The sequence below is a fragment of the Pontibacter rufus genome (genome assembly GCF_015694705.1).
Taxonomy (GTDB): Bacteria; Bacteroidota; Bacteroidia; order Cytophagales; family Hymenobacteraceae; genus Pontibacter; species Pontibacter rufus.
In genome coordinates, this window is the sequence record NZ_JADQDR010000001.1 from 481,896 (window position 1) to 502,123 (window position 20,228).

At 49.5% G+C, this 20,228-nt stretch carries 19 protein-coding genes; 12 read left to right on the forward strand and 7 right to left on the reverse strand.

Annotated features, from left to right (window positions below):
- Positions 1-4 precede the first annotated feature (4 nt).
- From I2I11_RS21500 to I2I11_RS02155, 6 genes are all read left to right on the forward strand, one after another.
- Complete coding sequence (locus I2I11_RS21500) at positions 5-565, forward strand: flavoprotein (RefSeq protein ID WP_370582903.1); 561 nt, start codon at positions 5-7, stop codon at positions 563-565.
- Complete coding sequence (locus I2I11_RS21505) at positions 546-1,208, forward strand: phosphopantothenoylcysteine decarboxylase domain-containing protein (RefSeq protein ID WP_370582904.1); 663 nt, start codon at positions 546-548, stop codon at positions 1,206-1,208. The genes I2I11_RS21500 and I2I11_RS21505 overlap by 20 nt, the downstream gene beginning before the upstream one ends.
- Positions 1,201-2,106 (forward strand): type IX secretion system protein PorD, encoded by a 906-nt coding sequence (porD, locus tag I2I11_RS02140; protein WP_196266005.1) that lies wholly within the window; start codon positions 1,201-1,203, stop codon positions 2,104-2,106. Before I2I11_RS21505 ends, porD begins: the two co-directional genes overlap by 8 nt.
- 75 nt (positions 2,107-2,181) lie before the next feature.
- Entirely contained in the window at positions 2,182-2,409 is a 228-nt protein-coding gene (locus I2I11_RS02145) for a hypothetical protein (RefSeq protein ID WP_196266006.1), read from the forward strand.
- Between the two features lie 213 nt (positions 2,410-2,622).
- Positions 2,623-4,302 (forward strand): DNA repair protein RecN, encoded by a 1,680-nt coding sequence (gene recN, locus I2I11_RS02150; protein WP_196266007.1) that lies wholly within the window; start codon positions 2,623-2,625, stop codon positions 4,300-4,302.
- 342 nt (positions 4,303-4,644) lie between these two features.
- The gene (locus tag I2I11_RS02155) at positions 4,645-5,457 is read left to right on the forward strand and encodes an enoyl-ACP reductase FabI (RefSeq protein WP_196266008.1); all 813 of its coding nucleotides are present in this window, start codon (positions 4,645-4,647) and stop codon (positions 5,455-5,457) included.
- Between the two features lie 273 nt (positions 5,458-5,730).
- Here I2I11_RS02155 and I2I11_RS02160 read toward each other — a convergent pair whose 3' ends face one another.
- From I2I11_RS02160 to I2I11_RS02170, 3 genes are all read right to left on the reverse strand, one after another.
- The gene (locus I2I11_RS02160) at positions 5,731-6,078 is read right to left on the reverse strand and encodes a hypothetical protein (protein WP_196266009.1); all 348 of its coding nucleotides are present in this window, start codon (positions 6,076-6,078) and stop codon (positions 5,731-5,733) included.
- 275 nt (positions 6,079-6,353) lie between these two features.
- Positions 6,354-7,859, reverse strand: a complete 1,506-nt coding sequence (locus tag I2I11_RS02165) for a M28 family metallopeptidase (protein WP_196266010.1) — start codon at positions 7,857-7,859, stop codon at positions 6,354-6,356.
- Positions 7,860-7,983: 124 nt separating this feature from the next.
- A complete protein-coding gene (locus I2I11_RS02170; RefSeq protein WP_196266011.1) occupies positions 7,984-8,355 on the reverse strand; it encodes a cupin domain-containing protein in 372 nt (123 codons plus the stop codon).
- Between the two features lie 406 nt (positions 8,356-8,761).
- Here I2I11_RS02170 and I2I11_RS02175 point away from each other — a divergent pair, with 406 nt between their 5' ends.
- The 3 genes from I2I11_RS02175 to I2I11_RS02185 all read left to right on the forward strand — a co-directional run bounded on the left by I2I11_RS02175 (position 8,762) and on the right by I2I11_RS02185 (position 10,407).
- Positions 8,762-9,151 carry a CsbD family protein gene (locus I2I11_RS02175; RefSeq protein ID WP_230679834.1) on the forward strand — a complete coding sequence of 130 codons (390 nt, stop codon included), beginning with the start codon at positions 8,762-8,764 and terminating at the stop codon, positions 9,149-9,151.
- Positions 9,152-9,327: 176 nt separating this feature from the next.
- Positions 9,328-9,720 (forward strand): YtxH domain-containing protein, encoded by a 393-nt coding sequence (locus I2I11_RS02180; RefSeq protein WP_196266013.1) that lies wholly within the window; start codon positions 9,328-9,330, stop codon positions 9,718-9,720.
- Between the two features lie 243 nt (positions 9,721-9,963).
- Positions 9,964-10,407, forward strand: a complete 444-nt coding sequence (locus I2I11_RS02185; RefSeq protein ID WP_196266014.1) for a YtxH domain-containing protein — start codon at positions 9,964-9,966, stop codon at positions 10,405-10,407.
- Between the two features lie 82 nt (positions 10,408-10,489).
- On the opposite strand, the gene lysS is transcribed toward I2I11_RS02185, so the two are convergent.
- Positions 10,490-12,025 (reverse strand): lysine--tRNA ligase, encoded by a 1,536-nt coding sequence (lysS, locus tag I2I11_RS02190; RefSeq protein ID WP_196266015.1) that lies wholly within the window; start codon positions 12,023-12,025, stop codon positions 10,490-10,492.
- Positions 12,026-12,220: 195 nt separating this feature from the next.
- On the reverse strand, positions 12,221-13,249 hold the full coding sequence (locus I2I11_RS02195) for a hypothetical protein (protein WP_196266016.1): 1,029 nt from the start codon (positions 13,247-13,249) through the stop codon (positions 12,221-12,223).
- Positions 13,250-13,501: 252 nt separating this feature from the next.
- Between I2I11_RS02195 and I2I11_RS02200 the strand changes: the two genes are divergently transcribed.
- Positions 13,502-14,659, forward strand: coding sequence for a trans-sulfuration enzyme family protein (locus I2I11_RS02200; protein WP_196266017.1), 1,158 nt, complete (start codon positions 13,502-13,504; stop codon positions 14,657-14,659).
- A 164-nt stretch (positions 14,660-14,823) separates the two neighbouring features.
- Positions 14,824-15,216 (forward strand): hypothetical protein, encoded by a 393-nt coding sequence (locus I2I11_RS02205; protein ID WP_196266018.1) that lies wholly within the window; start codon positions 14,824-14,826, stop codon positions 15,214-15,216.
- A 2-nt stretch (positions 15,217-15,218) separates the two neighbouring features.
- Here I2I11_RS02205 and ggt read toward each other — a convergent pair whose 3' ends face one another.
- Together ggt and I2I11_RS02215 are read right to left on the reverse strand one after the other, a co-directional pair.
- On the reverse strand, positions 15,219-16,808 hold the full coding sequence (ggt, locus tag I2I11_RS02210; protein ID WP_196266456.1) for a gamma-glutamyltransferase: 1,590 nt from the start codon (positions 16,806-16,808) through the stop codon (positions 15,219-15,221).
- A 267-nt stretch (positions 16,809-17,075) separates the two neighbouring features.
- Positions 17,076-19,187 (reverse strand): carboxy terminal-processing peptidase, encoded by a 2,112-nt coding sequence (locus tag I2I11_RS02215; protein WP_196266019.1) that lies wholly within the window; start codon positions 19,185-19,187, stop codon positions 17,076-17,078.
- 382 nt (positions 19,188-19,569) lie between these two features.
- Here I2I11_RS02215 and I2I11_RS02220 point away from each other — a divergent pair, with 382 nt between their 5' ends.
- Positions 19,570-20,118, forward strand: coding sequence for an arylesterase (locus tag I2I11_RS02220; RefSeq protein WP_196266020.1), 549 nt, complete (start codon positions 19,570-19,572; stop codon positions 20,116-20,118).
- Positions 20,119-20,228 lie beyond the last annotated feature (110 nt).

The window sequence follows — 20,228 nt, forward strand, 5'->3', positions numbered from 1 at the left end:
GCGGATGCTCCGGCAGAAGAGAATCATACTGGGCGTTTGCGGAAGTATAGCCGCTTACAAAGCCGCTTTACTGGTACGCCAGCTCATAAAAGCAGAAGCAGAAGTGCAGGTAATCCTGACTGCTTCTGCTTCTGCTTTTATAACCCCGCTCACGCTGGCCACGCTCTCCAAAAGGCCTGTCCTTAGTGAGTTTGTCAGGGACGAAACCGGCGTTTGGAACAACCACGTGGAACTCGGGCTTTGGGCCGATGCGCTGGTTATCGCGCCGGCCAGTGCCAACACGGTGGCTAAAATGGCCTGCGGCTTTTGCGATAACTTGCTAACGGCTACTTACCTCTCGGCGCGCTGTCCGGTTTTTATCGCACCGGCTATGGATCTGGATATGTACCGGCATCCGGCGGTGCAGGCCAATTTCCGGAAGCTGCAGGGCTACGGGAACCGCATCATTGAAGCAGGTTACGGTGAGTTGGCCAGCGGCCTGACAGGGCAGGGGCGCATGGCCGAGCCGGAAGAAATCATGAAGGTGCTGCAGCATCATTTTTCAGGTGACAAAAAAATCGTTTAAGGGCATAACCGTACTGCTTACTGCCGGCCCCACGTATGAGCCCATTGATCCCGTGCGCTTTATCGGCAATCACTCTACAGGCAAAATGGGCTATGCCCTGGCCGAATGTTTTGCACAGCAGGGCGCCCGGGTGCAGTTGGTATCAGGCCCTACCAATCAAATCGCGCAACATCCCCATATTACTGTAACGCCGGTTACGACAGCCGACCAGATGTACGCCGCTGCAAAAGTGCTGGCGCCCCAGGCGGCCATACTTGTATTTGCCGCTGCCGTAGCCGATTACAAGCCAAAGACTCCTTCCGACAAAAAAATAAAGAAATCAGGGAACGAGCTGACGATTGAGCTGGTTAAGAACGTTGACATAGCAGCGGAACTGGGCAAACAGAAGCGGCCGGGACAGTTTTCGGTCGGTTTTGCGCTGGAAACAGACAACGAAAGCGCCCATGCCCGCGAAAAGCTGCACAAAAAGAACCTGGATATGATTGTGCTGAATTCCCTCAATGATCCGGGGGCAGGCTTCAGACACGATACAAATAAAATTACAGTAATAGAGGAAGATGCGATAACCGCCTTTGCACTGAAACCGAAAAGCGAAGTGGCGCAGGACATCATCAGTTTAATTTGGGAGCGACTATATGGCTAAGAAAATACTTGTTTTGCTGCTGTTATGCTTTGCCGCCTCGGGTGCCCGGGCGCAGGAACTGCAATGCGATGTGGTGGTGAATGGCGAGCAGATACAATCCACGGATCAGCAGTTGTTTACGGACATGCAGACGCGCATTTTCGAGTTTATGAACAACCGCCGCTGGACAAACCAGACTTACGGCCCCGACGAACGCATCAAGTGCCGCCTGCTCATCAGCCTGACGGAAATGCCGGAGATTGGTACTTTTAAAGCCAACGTACAGGTGGTATCGGTACGGCCGGCTTATGGCACCGGCTACGAATCTGTACTCTTCTCGTTTGTAGACAAAGACTGGACTTTCCAGTTCAGCGATGCACAGCCACTGGACTATGCAGAGAACAACTATACTTCCAATTTGTCGTCGCTACTGGCTTTTTACGCCAACATCATTATCGGCATGGACAACGACAGCTTCGGCAAGTTGGGTGGCGCACCCGCATACGACAGAGCCCGCAGCATTGTAAACATGGCCGCCTCGCAGGGTGCTGCTTATCCCGGCTGGAAAGCTTTTGAAAGCAACCGCAACCGTTACTGGCTGCTGGATAACCTGCAGGACCCGCAGTTTCTGCCGTTTCGCGAGGGCATTTATACCATGCACAGGCAAGTCTTGGATCTAATGGCAGAGAAGCCGGAACAGGCCCGCAAAGCCATGTTGGGCGTGTTGCAGGACATCCAGAAGCTACAGCAGCAGAAACCGGGTTCGGCCATACTCCGCTCGTTCTTCGATGCCAAGTCCGACGAACTGGTGAATATGTTCAAAACCGCTGCCCCGGCCGAAAAGCAGCAGGCCTATGCCATCCTTTCGCAGACAGATCCCACCAACAGCAGCAAATACGAACTGCTTATCGCGCGCTAATCACCTTTCCTGATTTCACAAAAAGCACGTATCTTCACGGAGGCAAAAATTGCTGCCCGATTTATACTTGCGTACATGGGAAAACGCCAGATCAGAATTTTCAGAAAAGACATACCGGAACGCCTGCCTGAACTGTTGCAAAGGGCAGTGCAGGTAGTGCTGCGCAGCAGAGTGGTGCTGCATGGTGTGCTGCTGAAGTTAACGCCCGGGCAACTGCAGTTGCAGGATCAGCGGTTTGGCAAACACCTGGTACCGGTGGAGGAGGTAGAGGAGATTATTTACGATGTGGAAGCGGCGTGGTAGAAATCTTCGGTTAGGATAAAAAATCTCTTACCTGATTCAAGTTTTTAACTTGGAGCTATTATGGGGCCAGTTTTCAACTGGCGTGCGCCACGTTCTATACTTGCGTAAGCTGAAAACTTGCCTCATTTCTCATAATCAAAAACAACAAAATTACCGAACTTAGCATAGGCCAAAAGTCTTGTATCTTATGTCTATAGTCTTGTGTCTTAAAGTATGCTGATAGATCTTAAAATAAAGAATTACGCCCTGATTGAGCAGCTGGAGATGAATCCTTCGCCGGTGCTCAACATTATTACGGGCGAAACCGGAGCCGGAAAATCCATTATGCTGGGCGCCATTGGCTTGCTGATGGGCAACCGTGCCGATTCTAAATTCCTGTTCAAGCAGGATGAAAAATGTGTGATAGAAGGTGTGTTCGATATATCCTCTTACAACCTGCAGGAGCTCTTTGCTTCGGAGGATCTGGATTTTGATAACCAGTGCATCCTGCGCCGCGAGATTAGCCCGAGCGGCAAATCGCGCGCTTTTGTGAACGATACGCCCGTAACGCTGGATGTGCTCCGCAATCTGGGCGACAACCTGATGGACATTCATTCGCAGCACGACACGTTCCAACTCGGCGATACGAGTTACCAGCTCAACATCCTGGACGTGTATGCAGGCAATACGTCGCTGGATATTTATGCCGGAAACCTGTCGTACCTGAAAGATTACAACGACACCTACCAGACGTATAAAAAGCTGGAGGCAGCGTATAAAAAGCTAACCGGACAGCTGGCGCAGGCACAGAAGGAATTGGATTATCATACTTTCCTGCTAAATGAACTGGACGAGGCGAACCTGCAGGAAGAAGAGCAGGAGCAACTGGAAAATGAACTAAAGCAACTGGAAAATGCGGAGGATATCAAGCTGAAGCTGACGCAGGCCGTGCAGTACCTTTCTGAGTCTGAGTTTAATATCACCTCTGCGCTTAAAGATACAGCCTACCTGCTGGGCCAATTGGCTGCTTTCTCGCCTAAGTATGAGGAGCTACGCACCCGCACCGAAAGCTGCATGATTGAGCTGAACGACGTGGCAGGAGAACTGGAAGATGCCGAGCGCAAAACTGAAGCCGATCCGGAGCGCGCAGCAGAAGTGCAGGAGCGCCTGAACCTGATTTATACTTTGCAGCGCAAACACCAGGTACTCAGTATAGCCGGCCTGCTGGAGATTCAGCGCGACCTGGAGAGCAAAGTAAGCAGTGTGCTGAACCTGGATAACGCTATCGCCGGTACCGAAAAAGCAATGCAGGCTGCCGAAAAAGAAATGCTGGAGAAAGCCGCCATACTTTCAGAGCGCCGCAAATCATCGTTCAATAAGTTTGAGCAGGAGTTGTATAGTTTGCTGGCGGAACTGGGTATGCCCAATGCCCGCATTGTCATTCAGCATACGGATGCCGCACCGTCGGCTACCGGCACCGACGAAATCAGTATACTTTTCAGCGCCAACAAAGGAGCGCAGCCGCAGACACTGGTAAAAGCGGCCTCGGGTGGTGAGTTTTCGCGCCTGATGCTGAGTGTGAAGTATATGCTGGCCGATAAAACTGCCCTGCCGACCATTGTGTTTGATGAAATTGATACCGGTATTTCGGGCGAAGTGGCCGTGAAAGTAGGCCGGATGATGCAGCAAATGGCGCAAAAGCACCAGATTATCGCTATCTCGCATTTGCCGCAGATTGCCGCGCAGGGCGACGCGCACTATTTTGTGTACAAGGAAGATCGCGAAGACCGTACCATCAGCCGCGTGAAAAGGCTGAACGAGGAAGAGCGTGTGAACGAGATTGCGCACATGATTGCGGGCGCCAACCCAAGCGCCAACGCCTATCAAAGTGCGAAAGAGTTGCTCTCCTTATAATTGTAATTGCTATATTGCTGCATCAATAATTAAAATATTATTGTATAATAACTGGTGCTATGCAAAAGAATGAATGTTTGTAAAGAGTAATGTAGAAGTCCCTCTTTGAAGGGAGTAGGGGGATGACTGCTACATGAGGTATATTTGCGTGAGCCACATTTTATACTTGCTCTGTACTTATACATTTAAAGAATGAAGTATAAATTACTGGTTTGCAGAAGTAAATCATCCCCTGTCTTTTCAAAGGGGGACAAGATCTAAACTTGCGTAAGATCAATTTTATAAAATATTATTGTATATAAACTGAAACCATTAGCAACTAACAATCAACGATAAAAAGACATGTCCTACAATCTGCTAAAAGGAAAGAAAGGAATCATCTTCGGCGCTTTGGACGAGAAATCCATTGCCTGGAAGGTGGCCAAACGTGCCAAGGAAGAAGGCGCTGAATTTGTGCTGACAAACGCGCCGCTGGCCATGCGCATGGGCGAAATCAACAAGCTGGCGGAAGAGACAAACGCACAAATCATTCCTGCTGATGCTACATCAGTAGAAGATTTGGAAAACCTCTTTAACAAGGCGCAGGAGATCCTGGGCGGCAAAGTTGACTTCGTGCTGCACTCGATTGGCATGAGCCCGAACATCCGCAAAGGCAAATCTTATGGCGACATGAATTACGACTGGTTCCAGAAAACACTGGACGTGTCGGCGCTCTCTTTCCACAAAATACTGCAGGTAGCCGAAAAACTGGATGCCATTAACGAGTGGGGTTCTGTGGTGGCGCTGTCGTACATTGCGGCGCAGCGCGTGTTCCCGGATTATACCGACATGTCGCAGGCCAAGGCTGTGCTGGAATCTATTGCCCGCAACTATGGCTACCGCTACGGCAAGCTAAAGAACGTGCGCGTAAATACCGTATCGCAGTCGCCGACCAAAACAACAGCCGGTACAGGTGTAGGTGGTTTCGACGTGTTCTATGAATATGCCGATAAAATGTCGCCGCTGGGCAACGCTTCTGCCGAGGATTGCGCCAACTACTGCATCACCCTCTTCTCCGACCTGACTCGTAAAGTAACGATGCAGAACCTGATGCACGATGGCGGCTTCAGCAGCATGGGTATTTCGGAGGACATTGTTGAGATGATCAACAAGTAAGATTTGGAAATTTGAGGATGTGAAGATTTGAAAATAGTTTTCGCATTCTGAAGTATAAACAGAGCGGCCTTTGCTATACCAGCAAAGGCCGCTTTTGGTTTTAGTTATACCTGTTCATGCCACAAGTTTAAGCGAAGCATGATGGTATGATGCTTCCGCCAGTCTGCAACCGGCGGAAGTATAGTTGGTGGTGATATGGCAGTTACAAACTGGCCTCATGCACAGCCGCAAGTTGCGCTGTCGCTAAACTTGCGGCATGTTTAAAGCTATCTCTTACCTGACAGCTATTATTTCTCTTATAGTATATGGGTTAATATAGCCTACATTTGTAACCTGAGCTTCATCACACCGGATAATCAATTTGTCATCATTTAACCTTAAGATAGAATATCTTCCAATCCAGTCTTTAGCCCTGTAATTATAAGCTTCTGAACTGTCTTGCGGGATGTTGTTTGGAAAAGCATAGATAGATAATCCTTTATTTCCATTAGCATGAAAGACCACATAGCTAAAGGGAGTGCTTACATCATCTTCTTGCAGAGAGACAAAGCAGTTGTTAATGCTTTTACCTTCTTTTGTAGCGCATTTATCAAACACCAAGAACTTATTCTGATAGGCCACAATAGAATCGCGCTTCAGTTCTCCGCCGCTGTATCTGACACTCGTAATACGCCAGGTGCCGTCAATATGACTGAATACACTGCGCTCATAACAGCCTGTCAGGAGAAATATAGAAAGGAGTAGAAAGTATTTTAAATTAAAATTTCCATTGTGATGGAAATTTTAATTTAAAGAAACTAATATCCTTTAAATATAAGAATAACTCACCAATACCATAATAGTTTTCACCATCATGCCGCAAATTCAAACTAGCCACAGAAGTATAACCTTTATACTTACCGCTCCAGCTTAAATCCGGGATCTACAGCGGGGCGCTGCGGTGTTTGCGATATAGTCCAGCCGGTGGCGTACATCCAGCGCGTCATGCGGGCCAGCTTTTCAATGTTGATGCCTTCAGCTTCATCTTTGGGCGTGTGATAATCGGGGTGGAGCAAAGTCGTAAAAAAGATGGCCGGAATGCCGGCGCGGGCGTAGGGCAGGTGATCGCTTCGGAAGTACCAGCCTTCCGGGTGTTTCGGATCATCCCAGGACGTATCGACTATGAAGTTCGTATATTGGTCGTTTGCCTGCATGGCCATATCCACTAAGGCAGCAGAATTACGATGCGGCAGCGTAGCGCCCAGCAGGGCAGCCGAGTCAGGCGCGTTCCGGCCAATCATATCGGCGTTCAGCACGGCCACAATAGCTTCTTTATCTACGGTAGGATGTTCTACAAACCAGCGGGAGCCCAGCAGACCGCGTTCTTCGGCGCCATGCCACACAAACAGGGCGGAGCGTTTGCCGGGATTTTGTACCCAGGCCCGGCCAATGGCCAGCAATGCCACACTTACGCTGGCATTATCGTCGGCCCCGTTCCAGATAGAATCCCCGGCTATCGGGGTGCCAATGCCATCGTGGTCGTGGTGGCCACTGAAGAGTACATACTCCTGCTTAAGTTCAGGATCTGTGCCCGGCGCCATGGCTACTACATTAACGGACGGGTAAACGTAACTATTCACATTAATGTCGGCTGTCAGGCTGGCCTTTGCTTGTTTTAAGCCCGCAACGCTGTTCTGCTTTACCAGTATGAGTGGCGTGTTGCTTTTTGGTGATTGTGTTGCGGCAGCATCTTCCAGTATGTACTGGCCTTCTTCAAAACCATGGCCGGCAAAGGCAAGACTGGCTTCCGCCATTTCATCGGCAACCAATACTATAGCGGCGGCCTGCTGATTTCTGAGCACATTGCTTTGCTGGCGCAATGCCGAAAGTGTATAGCGGTAACCTCTGAGGCTGATGCCCGGAACAGGCAGGGGATCCGGCGCCTGAAGCGGCATGGCGATAACTTTTCCTTTCAAATTATACTTTGCTGTATCAGCCAGAGAATTCAGCCATATAATCGGGGCATTTATGCGTGCCTGCACGGGCGTGGCAATCCAGGTGTCCTTCCACAAAGTGAGTGGCTTGTCATTTACTTTAAGCTGGCTGTTATCGCTTACCTGCACACGTCGGATGGGGAAAAACTGGAAGTAAGTACTGTCTTCACCGGCGGGTTTCAAACCGGCTTGGCGGGCCTGTCCGGCTATCCAGGCGGCGGCACGCAGTTCATCGGCTGAGCCGGCTCGTCGCCCGCGCATATCATCGCTGGCCAGGTAGAACAAATCTGCACGCAGTTCATCCTCCTTTATAGCAGAAAATGCCGGTGCATTGTTGGTAGTTTCCGGCGCCGATGTAACAGGGGCTTGGGTATTACATGCGGTAGCGAGCAAGGCAGCAAAAAGTAGGAGCGTATATGTTCTTTTCATGTATGTAATTAAAAGAGTTGATACTTCAGGTTGATAGTGTCATAATCTATATAATGCCATCCGGCAGGTAAATTATCAGGTGTAATAACTTTCCCAATGGCACATCTTCAGATTTCCTAAACACTTATTCATCCTCCCGGTGAACGGTATTAATGTCGAAAGCGGGCACACAGACCGACCAGTATTCGGTTTCCTCATCATATGGATTGGAATACTGAATGCGCGCACCTGCTTTGATAAGGATGGTTTCGCCTGCCGAAAGCTCCACTGCTTCGCCATCAATTTCAATTAACTGGCGGCCACGCAGCATAATGGTCACTTCATCGAATTCCGGTTTCTGGTGTGGCTCGCTCCAGTGCGGCGGGGCGATCATGTGGGCAATGCTTACGCCGGAGGTGCGGGTAGAGGCATGTCCAAAATGCTCCTCAATCATCTTTCCGTCGGTGGTGGGCACCCGGAAAGGCTTGGTCTGTTTAAAATATTTTTTGTCGCTCATAGTAAAAGATCCAGGTATAGAGACACTAGATATAAGACGCTTCGATTGATGTATACTTGCTCATCGGTTCTTAAACCTGATGATAGAATGTTAGCGGTGTATGGTTTATTTCGCTGATCAGCATAAAGCACCTGGCAAGTATACGGCCGGACCAGATATGAATGGTAATACCATGCGTCTGCTAAAAAGATTAATAAAACGATTTATACAGTAGCAGGACATGGTAAGCAGTTTATACGTGTATCACAACATATAGTAGCACGATAGCCTGTGTTTGAACTTACTGATACCTTTGCCGTATGTATCTTGAAACACAAATTAGTGCTACTACGGCAGCATCAGGCTCTTTGCAGCGGCAGGAGGCACGTAACAAGCTTTTTTAACAGAAATTTAAATGAAATTGACCATGAACGAAGACAAAGGAAAGATACTACTGGCTACCCTGGCGGGTATTGGCGGAGGTATTCTGGCAGGTATATTACTTGCCCCTGACAATGGACGCGCCACCCGCGATACCCTGAAACGCAGCTTGTCAAAAGTAAGCGAAGATATGGAGCGCACCATTAAAAACTGGATGGACAGCCTGGAGAACAGTGGCACTACAGAGCCGGGCAGCAGCCTGGTGATGCGCGGCTCCTGGGATGACGTGAAGGGACAGCTGAAACAAAACTACGCCGAGCTGACGGATGAAGATTTGACGTATGCTGAAGGCAAAGAAGATGAACTGTTCGGCCGTTTGCAGCGCAAACTGGGTAAAACAAAAGACGAGATTGTAAAGCTGCTCTCTGATTTCTAATCTTTGTTTTATACCAAACTATAAGAAGTTCTGCCCCTTGTTGAACTTCTTATTCATGCGTTTACGCTCTTTATAATTAACTTTTCAAGTATAGGTATAACTTAATGCTATACTTGAACGTTATAAAACCACAAGTAGAATATAAACGAATATCATACATTATAAAATCAGAGACTATGAAAGACAATAGCGGAAAAGTATTACTAGCTCTTTTGGCCGGTGCTAGTGCCGGTGTAATTGCAGGGTTGTTGATGGCGCCGGATACAGGCGAAGCTACCCGCGGCAGTGTAAAAAAATGGGCTGGCAAGCTTAGCAAAGATCTGGAGTCCAACCTGCAGGCAGGTTTAGACGAAATAAAGAACATGAGCACTGATGCTTACAACAAAGTAAGCAGTGCTGCTGGTGTAGGTTCTTCTGGCGGCAGTAGCAACACATCGGGCCGTAGTTCTGCTGCAAGTAGTTCTGGCTCAGGTAGCGGAGCTTCTTCAACTGGTGCCGGCTCTACCACAGGCGGTGGCTCTACGGGAGGTGGCAGCACTTCAGCTGGCGGCAATAGCCCAAGAGTATAAAACATTATTAAGTAATATACAGCTTTCCGGGGCGGGTGCAGGGTTTGCCTGCTATCGCGCTGAAATGAAGGCGTGATTGAAAAACATAAAAGGCCGGCTCGTATTTGAGCCGGCCTTTTATGTTTTACCGGCAGCTGTGCTTAACCTTCGGCCTGTGTGCCCGTTATAAAGTATAGGCTTTGTTTATCAGAGCGATGTATGATTTTTTAACTGATATAAGAAAATAAATTTATGAGAACAGATATGGAATGCAGATCATTGGGAGAGGAGAAAGGCAATTATACCAACGCACACGTACGGCAGATAAAGCAGAAAGATACGGGCACAAGTAGGCATGAAAGCAGTAGTGGCAATAGCAAACTGGCTGTCGGGCTACTGGCAGGCGCGGGTGTAGGCGTACTGGCAGGTATGCTGTTGGCTCCTGAAAATGGAAAAGCATTGCGCCGGCAGGTAATGAATTCGGCCTCAAAAGTAAGCGATCAGGTAACCAAAAGCTTTAGTGCCGCAAAAGACAAAGTAAGCAGCTGGACAAGCCAGAGTACCTCTGGCGAAACTTCTGCAAAGGAAGCTTTTTATCCATCCAACAGTGGTAATGTGCATAAAAGCCCCTACACAGACGAAAACAAGTGGAGTGACGAGGAAGTAAAAAGCATGACAGGCACGCCAAGGCCGGCACCCGGCGTGTAGCCGTGTAAAGTATAGTATAAGTAAACAAAAGCGCCCCGCAATACTGCGGGGCGCTTTTGTTTAATAGCAGCAAGTATAAAGCCTATTCTTCCTGCTTCTCCTGTTTTTCAGGCTTCATTTGTGGGAAGAACAGCACATCCTGGATGGAATGTGCGTTGGTCATAATCATGCTCAGTCGGTCGATGCCGATACCGAGACCTGCTGTTGGCGGCATGCCATACTCCAGCGCCCGCAGGAAATCTTCATCCAATACCATTGCCTCTGTATCACCACGCTTGCCCAGCTCCAGCTGTTCTTCAAAACGGGCGCGCTGGTCTATCGGATCATTGAGTTCTGAGAAAGCATTGCAGATTTCTTTGCCGTTGCAGATAGCTTCAAAACGTTCTACCAGCCCGGGTTTGCTGCGGTGCTTTTTGGCCAGGGGGCTCATCTCTACAGGATAATCGGTGATAAACGTTGGCTGGATTAAGTATGGCTCGCAGGTTTCTCCAAAAATCTCGTCTATAATCTTGCCTTTGCCCAGTGTCGGATCTATGTTGATATCCAGTTGCTTTGCTGTCTGGCGCAGTTCTGGTTCCTCCATTTCCGAAATGTCAATTTTGGTGAAGTGCTCGATAGCTTCGAACATGGTGTAGCGTTTCCAGGGCCGCTGAAAGTTGATGATGTTTTCGCCTACTTTTACTTCGGTGGTGCCGTGCAGGTCCAAGGCTACTTTCTCCACCATTTCCTCCACCAGGTCCATCATCCAGTTGTAATCTTTGTAGGCCACGTACAGCTCTACCTGCGTAAATTCGGGGTTGTGGAAACGGCTCATCCCTTCGTTGCGGAAGTCTTTGGCAAACTCAAACACGCCATCAAAACCACCCACAATCAGGCGCTTTAAGTATAACTCGTTGGCAATGCGCAGGTACAGCGTCATGTCCAGCGTGTTGTGGTGCGTTTTAAACGGGCGTGCCGCCGCGCCGCCGTACAGAGGCTGCAGGATAGGCGTTTCTACCTCCAGGTAGCCTTTGTCGCCCAGGAAATGGCGCATAGAGTTTACCAGTTGCGAGCGCTTTTTAAAAGCTTCGCGCACTTCCGGGTTCACAATCAGATCGACGTAGCGCTGACGGTAGCGCAGTTCGGGATCGCTGAAAGCGTCGTGTACGTGCTCCACGCCGTGCTCGTCTACCTCGCGCTTTACGATGGGCAGCGGCCTCAGCGATTTGGTCAGAATTCTGAGCTCTGTAACGTGCACCGAAATTTCACCTACCTGCGTTATAAAAGCATAGCCCTTAATGCCGATAAAATCACCAATATCGAGCATCTTTTTGAACACCATGTTGTACAGGTCTTTGTTCTCGCCGGGGGCAATGTCGTCGCGCGACACATAGATCTGGATGCGACCGGTGCTGTCCATGAGTTCCGCAAACGAGGCTTTACCCATAATGCGGCGGCTCATCAGGCGGCCGGCCAGGCTTACTTCCTGGTAGTTGTTCTTCTCCTTATCAAAATTTTCCTTTATCTCTTTGGCAGTGGCAGTAACTTCAAATGTCTCGGAAGGGTAGGGATTGATGCCCATTTTTTCCAGTTCTTCGCGCTCGTGGCGCCTGCGTAGTTCCTGTTCGCTCAGTTGCATGTGGTCTATGCTAATAGTGTTGGTTGTATAAACTGTAAAATTCGTAAATATCTGGCAGCTTTTAAAAGGTTAATTGCTGATTGTTGAGAGGATGGACAGTTAAGTTGTTGAATGGTTGTGTCACACAACGAAATTATAAAAAAAGGCTCCTGCAAGTATAAACCTGCAGGAGCCCGAAGTATAGCTATAAACTGCTTAAGCAGCGGCGCCCATCCCATATGTGTTGCCTTGCAGCAGCGGCCTGATTTGGTTTTCCAGTCTTGCTGACACAAAGGAGCCCTGCAGGTGTGCCGGTAATTCCAGCACAAAAGCCTCGTACTGCTCCAGGCCCATTGCCTGCGCAATGTAGCACTCGTGTATGCCGTTCAGGTAACTTACCAGTTGCAGCAGCGACTCATGAAATAGCTTAAAGTCGATATCAGCTTCCACAAAACGCTCAATTTCGCGGTGCGTGGAAGAAATGCGCAAGCGTGCCATCAGGTCGAACAGGGTGGTATAGCCCAATCGCCAGGTAAGCTGCTGCCAGTGCTGCGAACTGAATTTCTGCAACACATCGCCTGTTTTGCCACTTCGGATGGCAGTAGCGGGGTTGGCCTGCACCTGTTGCCGCACTGACCTTGCTGCCATACGGCGCGTAGTTTTAAGAAACTGCCCGATTTGCGACTGTGCCTCTAACTCTTTGCCTGCAATCTGTAAACCCGGCTTGTAGTATGCCAGCGGCAAACGGCGTATGGTAAAATCGCCGTAATGGCCGGCGGCGTAAAAGCTCATTGCCCTTGGGTAAGCATTCTTTACCACTAGACGGCCTGCCTCACGGAGCACCCAGGCTTCATTGTTGGTCTTTACGCCGCGCGTATGCAGAAATGCCTGCAAACCAGCAAACACAGCATAATAGGCCTGCGGAAATGTCCAGTGCAATGCGTTGCGCATATAGGCTTCATCGCCCAGTTCGGCTGTTGAGCGCAAAGCATACTCGGTGCTCCAACTGTTGAGCAGCAGGCGCTTGATACGTTCTGTGTCCTGCGCGCCTAACTCCGGCTTCGCCTCACGGAAGAACGCCAGGCTGTCCAGTCCGTTGTCGCCGGAGTGCTCCAGGTGATAACTTATCGCGAAAAAGTAGTTTAAAAAGATCTGTGCCGGAATGGATTTATGCCACTCCTGGTCAGCCTGCTTTTCCTCTTCCGGATACAATGAATATACGTTTTCTTCTTCTTTCTCTTTCATGCATAACTAACAAAATTAGCACATGGTGAGTTTCAAAAGCTGGCATTTTCTTGGGGTATTATTAATTCATAAATTGCTGTATATTAGACATTTGTGGCTATTCAAAAATAAATTTAGTAATTTACTTTTGAATAGCCATATTAGATGATTAAGCTAATTTAATTAGCAATAAAAGACGCGATGATTATAATGTAGGGCGGCATAACTCAGAGGGTGATTTTAAAGTAAACATATCAACAGAAAGCATCAACTATGGACATATCCTACATCATTAACCAATTGGGAGAAGACAGGGAGCAATATTTTAATGCTGTGTCGCCGCCTGTTTTTCAGACCAGCAATTTTGCCAGCAGAACCATAGCCGAGATGCGCTTTAAGTTACAGCACGAGGAGGAAAGTTATTTGTACACGCGCGGTAACAATCCTACAGTAACTATTTTTGAAAAGAAAGTAGCGGCCCTGGAAGGCGCGGAACATGCCATTGCTTTCGGCAGCGGCATTGCGGCTGTGGCGGCTGCTATACTGTCGCAGGTAAAGGCCGGCGACCATGTGGTGTGCACGCAGCATCCTTACAGCTGGACGAACACGCTGCTGAATAAATTTCTGCCCCGCTTCGGCGTAGAAGCCACCATGGTAAACGGTACCGATGCGGAAAACTACAGGCGCGCCATCCGGCCCAACACCACATTGCTATACCTGGAGAGTCCCACTTCTTTTACCTTCGAGTTGCAGGATATCGCGGCTGTAACAGCGATCGCCAAAGAACATAACTGCACTACCATCATCGACAACAGCTATGCCAGCCCGCTGCACCAGCATCCTATCAAAATGGGGGTGGACCTGGTCGTGCATTCCTGCACCAAGTATATCGGGGGCCATTCGGATGTGATGGGTGGCGTTGTATGCGGGCCACAGCAAAGTATAAAACGAATATTTGAGCAGGATTATATGACGCTGGGCGCTATACTTGCGCCGCACGATGCCTGGCTGCTTATACGCGGCCTGCGCACGCTACCGGTACGTATGGCCCGCGTGGCCGCCTCTACACGGCAGGTGGTAGATTATCTGGTACGGCACCCGAAAGTTGAGAAAGTGCTGTTCCCGTTCCTCCCCTCGCACCCGCAGTATGAACTGGCTCAGAAACAGATGCGTAACAATTCCGGACAATTCTCGATCCTGCTGAAAACGCAAAGTATAGAGAAGGTTGATTTGTTTTGTAACAGTTTGCAACACTTCTTAATGGCGGCCAGTTGGGGTGGTCATGAGTCGCTTATTTTCCCGGTGGCCGCTAATTATACAGATGACAGGCCAAAACCCGATCTACCTTTTAACCTTATCCGCTTTTATGTCGGTCTCGAAGACCCGGAATACCTGATACAGGACCTGGCGCAGGGGCTGGAAAAGGTATAGATGATCTGACGTAGAAATTTGATGAGGCATTAATTTGAAAATGGAATCTGCTATAGGTCTATAGCACCTGCTGCACAGACTTCAGACTTGCTATGTCTGCGATTTTGAAGTATAACCTCAAACCCTTCCCGGTAGTAAAACAGATAACACAAGTATAAAATACAATGAACATCATAGAAAGACCTGACATAGCCAATACGGCCACCGCCGCCATACTTGTCGGAGGCGGCCTGACAAGTTTTTTCCTGAATGAGAACCGCCCCAAAACGGCCCTGATCCCACTTGTGGCCGGCGGGGCACTGCTTCTGCTGAATCCTGGCGTGAAGGCTGGCGACAAAACCGCAGCTCATGCAGCTGTAGGGCTTACCTCCGCGCTAAGTATAATGACGGGCCTGCTGTTTGCCAAATCGGTGGCGCCGGCGGCACAGCTCAGGTATACCAGAGAGGTGCGTACCCGCCGGGCCGCCACTTTCGGCCTGATGACGCTGAGCGGCCTGGCTGCGGCAGGCGTGTATGTGGCCGGCTTCATCCAAAAGCGGCGCAATAAGCAGGTATAGTACTAAAATCCTGCTGCTGCATCGTCGCCACGCGGGTCAGCACCGGCTTCCAGTTTTCCGTTGGGCAGCACCAGAATGGCATCCACACGTCCGTAGGGGCTTCGCTCTTCCAGTTTATACCCTTTGCTGATAAGTATGGCACGCACGTCGGCAGGTATGGCTTCGGGTTCATGTTGTATCTCGTCGGGCAGCCACTGGTGATGGAAGCGCGGGGCAGCCACTGCCTGCTGCATCGTCATGCCATGCTCCACTACATTTAATATCGCCTGAAAAACAGACGTGATAATGGTAGAGCCGCCCGGCGTACCGACCACCATGTATAGCTTGCCGTCTTTTTCCAGAATAGTTGGTGTCATGGAACTGAGCATGCGTTTGTTTGGTGCAATAGCGTTGGCTTTGCCGCCTACCAGCCCGAACATGTTTGGTACGCCCGGTTTCACGCTGAAATCGTCCATCTCGTTGTTGAGCAGGAAGCCTGCGCCTTCAACCATTACTTTTGAGCCGTAAGCACCGTTTAGCGTGGTGGTAACAGATACTGCGTTGCCATACTGATCTACGATGCTGAAGTGCGTGGTCTGGTCTGATTCATGCATGGGCAGTGCACCGGCTTTAACGGAGGCGGATGGGGTAGCCTTTGCCAAATCCACAGTAGCCATACGGCTTTTCAGGTAAGCCTCGTCCAGGAGTTGCTGCACAGGCGTTTGCACAAAATCAGGATCGCCGAGGTAGGTGGCACGGTCGGCATACACGCGGCGCTCTGCTTCTGTCATCAGCTGCACCGACTTAGCGCTTTGCCAGCCATACTTGCCCAAATCGTAGGGCTCCATCATAGTCAGGAGTTGCACCAGGGCAATGCCGCCGCTGGAGGGCGGCCCCATCGAAATGACTTTGTACCCTTTATACTTGCCCATTATCGGCTCGCGCCAGGTAGCGTTATAATTTTGTAAATCCTGTTTGGTAATGATGCCGCCGCCACGCTCCATTTCCCGCGCAATCAGATCGGCTGTCTGGCCTGCGTAAAAACCTTCGCGCCCATTGTCGCGGATGCGCTCCAGCGTTTGTGCCAGCTCGGGGTGCCGCAGGGTATCACCTGCCTGCCATGCCTGTTCGCGTGCCAGGTAGGGTATATGTTTGTTATTCCTGAGGAAAGCTTCTTTGGTGTTGTTTAAATATTGCGCCTCTTTCTCTGTCAGCACCACGCCTTGTTTGGCTAAATCTATGGCTGGTTGCACCAGCACGGCCCATGGTAATTTGCCTAATTTCTGATGCAGTTTCACCATGCCGTCTACGCTGCCCGGCACACCGGCAGCCAGGTGGCCGTCGGTGCTCAGTCCTTCTATTACATTGCCGGCACTATCCTGGTACATGGTTTCGGAGGCGGCAGCCGGTGCTTTTTCGCGGTAATCGAGGGTGCCGGTCTGCCCGTTATGGTCGCGGTAAACCAGAAAACCACCACCGCCAATGTTGCCGGCTACCGGGAAAGCAACGGCCAGCGCAAACTGTGTGGCTACGGTGGCATCGTAGGCATTGCCGCCCTTACGCAGAATTTCCATGCCGATGCGTGATGCCTCCGGGTGCGCCGATACAACCATGGCCTTTTCGGACGTGAATCCGCGGGCAGCAGCTTCCGCAGGCGTTTTAACGCTGCCGGAAGTGCAGCCGCTGTATAAAAAAGGCGACAGCAACAGCAACCAGGCATAAATGATTGTTGGGAAAGATCGCCTCTGGAAGTATAAAGTATGATTTGCCATGTATGTTTTTTTGAGATGGTAAGATAAAAAGCGCCGGCTATGAATCATAACCGGCGCTTAAACTAATGCTTGTACTTCGTGTTATATATCCCACACGAATACTTTGCGTTAAAGCAAGCTGTTTTCTATTACTGATACGGCCTCTTCCACATAAATGTCTTTCTGCAGGCTCTTCAGGAACTCTTTGTTACGGGCTAGCTGGGCAGTATCTGTACCTATGGCTTTCACATCCTGCGGCAGGCGCACGACATCCAATACAGGTACGTCTTTCTGCGCCTCTTCGTAGCGCTTGGCTTCAGCCTCGTTTTGCCTTTCTTCAGCCATATATTTGGTCAGCTGCAACGAGCGAACCGTATTGTCTGACTGCTTTTTCAGGCGCTCCGCACTCTCCTTTATCAGGTTAAAGCTATCGTTCTGCGCAATATGGGCGCGGCTTTCAGCTTTTATCTGCGGTATGTTAAGCTTGGTAACAGGCCAGGGCTTATAATTGGCCGGTGTTATTTCATCAAACGGAAGCGGATAATCCTGCTCCTTTTCACCGAACTCCAACTGGCTATACAGGTCAGGCAAAATTATGTCAGGTGTTACGCCGCGCAACTGGGTAGTGCCGCCATTAATGCGGTAGAACTTCTGCGTGGTTAGTTTCAGCGCACCAAAAGGCTTGTAAGCATCAAACTGCGATGGCAATGCATCATCGAGTTCGAAGAACTGCTGCACAGTGCCTTTGCCATAAGTAGGCGTACCCATAATCACGGCACGGTTATAATCCTGCATGGCAGCTGCCAGAATTTCGGAGGCAGAGGCGCTGTTTGAGTTTACCAGGATTACGAGCGGGCCGCCATACTGCACCTGCGGGTCGCGGTCGTCGAGCACAATGGCTTTGCCGGCTGCAGTTTTTACCTGCACAACCGGTCCTTTATCTATAAACAGGCCGCCCATCTCTATGGCATCCGCCAGCGAACCGCCGCCATTGTTACGTAAGTCGAGCACAAGGCCCTGCATGCCGGCAGTCTTCAGTTTTGCTATTTCGCGCTTCACATCTTCAGCGCTGCTTGGCGCGCCGTTGTTCTCAAAATCGGCATAAAAGCCTGGTAATTTGATATAGCCAATTTTAGCTTTATCATCTATCATGGCAGACTGTGCATAGGTGTCTTCAAGCACAATCACGTCGCGGATAATCGGAATAACTTTGGTAGAACCATCGGGTTTTTTCACGGTCAGGCGTACTTCTGTACCTTTTTTACCGCGTATCAACTGGATGGCATCATCTATACGCATACCTTCTATCAGCACCGGCTCGTTATCGCCCTGGGCAACTTTCTGAATAGCGTCGCCGGGTTTCAGATCGCCCTGCAGGTAGGAGGGGCTGCCGGGTACAATTTCCATCACCTTTATCTGCCCGTCTTTTTCCTGCAGCGAGGCGCCTATACCTTCCAGGCGGCCGGTAAAGGCAATATCAAAGTTATCTTTGTCTTTGGGCGGGAAATAGCCGGTATGTGGATCGTATACATTCGTGATGGAGTTGATAAAAATAGAGCGGCGATCGTCACGGTTTACTTTGCTCAGGCGTTCATAAAGCTCGTCGTAAGATTTCAGCACTTTCGCGCGCGCCTCTTTCTCCATCTCCTCTAATGTCTTTTTCTCTGCTGTGCTGTCTTTGGCAAGCGCTTTTTCCTGCTCTTCTTTGATGTCGGCCAGGCGCGTCAGGGTCTGATATTTGAGTTGCTTGCGCCATTCTTCTTTCAGGGCGGGTACATCTTTGGCAAAGGTCAGCTTTTCGCCATCCAGTTCCACGGTTTCATCTTTCGTGAAATCAAAAGGCTTCGCCAGAATCTCTTTATAGTAGGCCTGCGATTCTTCCATGCGCTTGTCGATCAGGTCAGCCGACAGGTTAAAAAACTCGTAAGAACCTTCGCGCAGCTCATCATCAAGAGCAGTTTCATACTTGCGCAGCTTCTGTACGTCAGAGGCCAGCAAAAATTTCTTGTTGTAATCCAGACGGTCAAGGTATAAATTAAATACCTTCTTGGAAAAAGCATCATCAACCTTTTCGGGCTTGTAATGCCCGGTACTCAGGCCCTGCATCAAAGCCTTGAGCAGAATCTCGTTCTTATCATCAGGTGTACCTGCGCTTCTGTTGTAGAGAATAAAAGAACCCGTAAGCAGCACTACGGCGAGAACGGATAATATAATTTTGAATCGGGTTGTCAAGGATAGCATCTAAATAAGTATGTTGAACTATTGATTTAATACGCAAAAGTAATGCCGTAGATTGTGCGTGGCAGTGATTATCTGTAAGATTCTGTAATGTAATACAAAAGTTGCCGAAACACAATCAACTGCAAAAGCCCGTTTAATATGTGGCTGCGGCTGTTTTAAAAAGGTATCGTTTTGCGGAAGAAGTTTCAGGTATTTGCAACTATTAAAATAACAATAAAAAAGCAACGGATGTTCTATAAGCGGGCACCATTTTGTAAATAATAATTGTACTCGCCGTGACAAACAAGCTCTCTAAGCCGGCGGCACTTACCTCCGGACTGGTTTATAAGGAAACTCTTTTGCGGTGTGTCAGGTAAGCTAAAAGGCTTTAAATTTATCAGGTATGAAAACAATTTTATTCTTTGGCGACAGTCTGACAGCGGGCTACGGCCTGCCGGCTGCGCAGGCTTATCCTTCCCTTATTGAGCAGCGCTTAAAAGAAAAAGGACATAACTACCGCATACTGAACGGCGGCCTGAGCGGCGACACCACGGCCGGCGGCGTGCAGCGCATTGAACGCTGGCTAAACCAGCCAATTGATATTTTTGTACTTGCCCTGGGCGCCAACGACGGACTGCGGGGAATACCTGCCCGCGAAACAAGCCAGAATTTGCAAACAATTATAGACAAAGTGCGGCTACGTAACCCTGATGTGAAAATCATACTATCGGGTATGGAGATACCGGACATTGTACCCGGACGCTACGCAGCCGAATTCAGGAAACTTTTCAGGGAGCTGGCGCTATCAAACAACATTGCCTTTATTCCTTTTTTGCTGGAGGGCGTGGCAGGCATGCGCCAGCTTAACCTGGCCGACGGCGTGCACCCCAATGCCGAAGGGCAGAAGCTGCTGGCAAACCATACATGGGCGGTACTAGAGGGTATTTTGTAGCCATTCGGCCATGAAGGAGTTGGCTAAAAGAAGTATAACAAAATATTTCGGGGTAACTTAAAAGAAATACCTTGCCGGTTGAATACAATCCCTAGTTATACCAGCACCAT